Source organism: Acidovorax sp. KNOB132 (assembly GCF_057541515.1).
Genome location: NZ_BAAJYT010000307.1, coordinates 1 through 4,027, shown reverse-complemented (window position 1 = coordinate 4,027; position 4,027 = coordinate 1). Strand labels below are relative to the sequence as shown.

The window sequence follows — 4,027 nt, the reverse complement described above, 5'->3', positions numbered from 1 at the left end:
TGCTGCTGCTGGACGAGCCGCTGTCCTCGCTCGACCCGTTCCTGCGCATCCAGATGCGCGCCGAGCTGCGGCGCTGGCAAAAGGAGCTGGGGCTGACCTTCATCCACGTGACCCATTCGCAGGAAGAGGCCATGGCCCTGGCCGACACGATGGTGGTGATGAACCATGGCCGCATCGAGCAGGTGGGCTCGCCGCACACGGTCTACAACCGGCCCGCGAGCGAGTTCGTGGCGCGCTTCATGGGCGGGCACAACGTGATCGCCACACCGTCCGGCCCGGTGGGCGTGCGCACCGACCACCTGCAGATCGCCGCGGTGGGCGAGGCGCTGCCGGCCGGGTCGAGCCACATCGGCGCGATGGTGACCGATGTGGAGTACCAGGGCACCTACGTGCTGCTGGGCCTGCAGGACGAGGGCGCCGTGGTGTCGTCCAGCACCACCGCCGCGTATTCCGTGATGGTGTCTGAAGACGCCTACGCCGCCCGGCCTTACCAGGTGGGCGATGCGGTGCGCCTGCACTGGCGGCCTGAGCGCGCGCATCCGCTGCAGGCGCCGTCCACAACACCGGCCTCGGCAGGTGCCGCCGTCGCGGTGCCGGCCTGAGGCGCTGCAGGCCGGCAGCCGCAACGCACCGGGCGTCGCGGCTCCTGCCGCTGCTGGCCGACAAAAGATTTCCCTTTCCCCCTGTCCCTTCGTTCAACCTAGGAGCTTTCCATGTCCGATGCGTCTTCCGAATCCCTCGCTGCCCCGTCGTCCGCCGTGCAGCGCCGATCGCTGCTCAAGGGCACGGCCGGCATCCTGGCCGCCGGCATGTTCCCGGCCATCCATGCGCAGGAGAAGATCGTGCTGCGCTACCTGGGCACGGCGGTGAACCAGGACAAGGCCATCGCTGAAAAATTCAAGGCCGACACGGGCATCGAGATCCAGTACGTGGCCGTGACCACGGACGACGTGACCAAGCGCGCCGTCACCGCGCCCAACAGCTTCGACCTGATCGACACCGAGTACTTCTCGCTCAAGAAGATCGTGCCCACGGGCAACCTCAAGGGCATCGACACCAAGCGCATCAAGAATGCCGACAAGATCACCCCGCTGTTCACCACCGGCATGGTGGGCGGCAAGGCGGTGGGCGAGCAGGGCACCGCGCCCAAGAAGGTGATCTACCTCGAAGGCGAAAAGAGCAAGGTGTTCGCCAAGAGCCCGACGCAGTTCATGAGCCTGATTCCCACCGTGTACAACGCCGACACGCTGGGCATCCGCCCCGACCTGATCAAGCGCCCCATCGATTCCTGGGCCGAGCTGCTGAACCCCGAGTTCAAGGGCAAGACGGCCATCCTGAACATTCCTTCCATCGGCATCATGGATGCGGCGATGGTGGTCGAGGCCATGGGCCTGTACAAGTACCCCGACAAGGGCAACATGACCAAGAAGGAGATCGACCTCACGATCAAGACCCTGATCGAAGCCAAGCGCGCCGGCCAGTTCCGCGCGCTGTGGAAGGACTTCAACGAGTCGGTCAACCTGATGGCCTCGGGCGAGGTGGTGATCCAGTCCATGTGGAGCCCGGCGGTGACGGCGGTGCGCACCAAGGGCATCGCCTGCAACTTCCAGCCGCTCAAGGAGGGCTACCGCGCCTGGGCGGCGGGCTTCGGGCTGCCGGCCACGCTGTCGGGCAAGAAGCTGGACGGCGCGTACGAGTTCATCAACTGGTTCCTCGACGGCTGGGCCGGCGCGTACCTGAACCGCCAGGGCTACTACAGCGCCGTGCTGGAGACCGCCAAGGCCAAGATGGAAGCCTACGAGTGGGCCTACTGGATGGAAGGCAAGCCCGCCGCGCAGGACATCAAGAGCCCCAATGGCGACCTGCTGGCCAAGGCCGGCAGCGTGCGCGACGGCGGCAGCTACGAGTCGCGCATGGGCGGCATCGCCTGCTGGAACGCGCTAATGGACGAGAACAACTACATGGTCCAGAAATGGAATGAATTCGTCGCGGCCTGACCGATGAAACCGGGCGGCACCCGCTGCCCGGGTTCACCGATCGGCCAGTCTCGCAAGCCCTTTCCTTCAGCACGTTCCACCGCACCATGAACCCTCCCTCGACCTCCCATACCGCCGCCGTGGCCGCCGCGCCCGGCCGCGGCATCGCGGCCTGGTGGCAGGCTGCGCCGTTCACCGCGGTGTTTGTGCTGTTCTTTCTCGTCCCGCTCGGGCTCATCCTGATGGTGAGCTTCTGGGACTTCAACGAATACGAACTGCTGCCCGGCTTCACCTTCAAGAACTACCTGTCGGTGTTCGAGGGCTGCGGCAACACGGCCGACCTGTGCACCACGTTGCGCACCTACCTGTCCACCCTCAAGTTCAGCCTGCTGGTGTGGGGCATCACGCTGGTGCTGGGCTTCGCGGTGGCGTACTTCCTGGCCTTCCACGTGCGTTCGCCCGGCATGCAGACGCTGCTGTTCGTGCTGTGCACCATCCCGTTCTGGACCTCCAACGTGATCCGCATGATCTCGTGGGTGCCGCTGCTGGGGCGCAACGGGCTGGTGAACCAGACGCTGATCGATCTGCACCTGATCCAGACCCCGATCGAGTGGCTGCTGTTCTCCGATTTTTCCGTGGTGCTGGCCTTCGTGCACCTGTACACCATGTTCATGATCGTGCCCATCTTCAACAGCATGATGCGCATCGACCGCAGCCTGCTGGAGGCCGCAAGCGACTCCGGCGCCTCGGGCTGGCAGACGCTGTGGAACGTGATCGTGCCCCTGTCGCGCACCGGCATCATCATCGGCTCGATCTTCGTCATCACCATCGTCATGGGCGACTTCGTCACCATCGGCGTGATGGGCGGGCAGCAGATCGCCTCGGTGGGCAAGATCATCCAGGTGCAGACCTCGTACCTGCAGTTTCCGCTGGCGGCGGCCAACGCCGTGATCCTGCTGGCCGTCGTGCTGATGATCATCTACGGCCTCACGCGGCTGGTGGACATCCGCAAGGAGCTTTGAGCCATGGCCGTTCACGCACGCACATCCTTTTCCGCGGTGCCCCGCGCAGGCACCGCCCCCTTCGTCTTTCCCATGGCATGGAGGCCCTTTCCATGAACAAAACCCGCCTGCGCGAGCCGCGCCCGCTCAGCTTCTGGCTGCTGGCGATGGTGTTCGTTCTGTTCGTGCTGTTCATGTACGGGCCCATGCTGGTCATCTTCGTGCTGAGCTTCCAGGGCCCCGAAGGCGGGCTGACCTTTCCGATGCGCGGCCTGTCGCTGCACTGGTTCCGCCAGCTGGCCGAGGGGCTGGGCGTGGTGGACATCGGCGCGGCGCTGCGGCGTTCGCTCGCCCTCGGGCTGGCCGTGATGGCGTGCACCGTGGTGCTTTCGGTGCTGGCGGGCCTGGCCTTTCGCAAGCGGCTGGCAGGCGGCAACACGCTGTTCTTCGTGGTGGTGGCCAGCCTCATCATGCCGTCCATCATCGTGTCGCTGGGCATCGGGCTGGAGTTCCGCCTGATCGATACCGCCATCAAGGCGGTGCTGGGCTGGCTGGGCCTGCAGGAGACGCTGGAGGGCTTCGGCACCTCTCTGGGCCTTTTCACCTCGGCCCTGGGCGCGCACCTCACGTGGACGCTGCCGTTCGGCCTGCTCATCATGTTCGCGGTGTTCAACCGCTTCAACCCGGCCTACGAAGAGGCGGCGCGGGACCTGGGCGCCACGCCGTGGCAGGGCTTCGCGCACGTGGTGCTGCCGCTGGTGGCGCCGTCGGTGGTGGGCATCGGCATGTTCGGCTTCACCCTGAGCTGGGACGAGATCGCCCGCACCTCGCAGGCCATCGGCGACGTGAACACGCTGCCGCTGGAACTGCAGGGGCTGACATCGACCGTGACCACGCCGTCGATCTACGCGCTGGGCACGCTGACCACGGTGGTTTCTTTCGTGGTGATGGGGCTCACCCTGGCGCTGGTGTGGCTGCTCGGGCGCGGTCGCCGCGCGGGGGCCGCCCGATGAAGCCTCCCGCACCCGCCGGCCGCGCCCCCCGTGATCA

At 66.2% G+C, this 4,027-nt stretch carries 4 protein-coding genes; all 4 read left to right on the top strand.

Going from position 1 to position 4,027, the window contains the following annotated elements; genetic code table 11:
- The coding region (locus AC27IO_RS21470) for an ABC transporter ATP-binding protein (protein WP_498740671.1) at nt 1–602 on the top strand (602 nt) is incomplete at its 5' end.
- A gap of 111 nt (nt 603–713) precedes the next feature.
- Nucleotides 714–1,997 carry an ABC transporter substrate-binding protein gene (locus tag AC27IO_RS21465; RefSeq protein WP_272564121.1) on the top strand — a complete coding sequence of 428 codons (1,284 nt, stop codon included), beginning with the start codon at nt 714–716 and terminating at the stop codon, nt 1,995–1,997.
- 86 nt (nt 1,998–2,083) lie between these two features.
- Nucleotides 2,084–2,998, top strand: a complete 915-nt coding sequence (locus tag AC27IO_RS21460; protein ID WP_498740669.1) for an ABC transporter permease — start codon at nt 2,084–2,086, stop codon at nt 2,996–2,998.
- Between the two features lie 92 nt (nt 2,999–3,090).
- A complete protein-coding gene (locus AC27IO_RS21455; protein ID WP_272564119.1) occupies nt 3,091–3,990 on the top strand; it encodes an ABC transporter permease in 900 nt (299 codons plus the stop codon).
- Nucleotides 3,991–4,027 lie beyond the last annotated feature (37 nt).

Bases quoted from the DNA above. Each gene is read 5' to 3' on its own strand.
- AC27IO_RS21460 (WP_498740669.1), top strand. From the start codon at position 2,084: ATGAACCCTCCCTCGACCTCCCATACCGCCGCCGTGGCCGCCGCGCCC.
- AC27IO_RS21465 (WP_272564121.1), top strand. From the start codon at position 714: ATGTCCGATGCGTCTTCCGAATCCCTCGCTGCCCCGTCGTCCGCCGTG.
- AC27IO_RS21455 (WP_272564119.1), top strand. From the start codon at position 3,091: ATGAACAAAACCCGCCTGCGCGAGCCGCGCCCGCTCAGCTTCTGGCTG.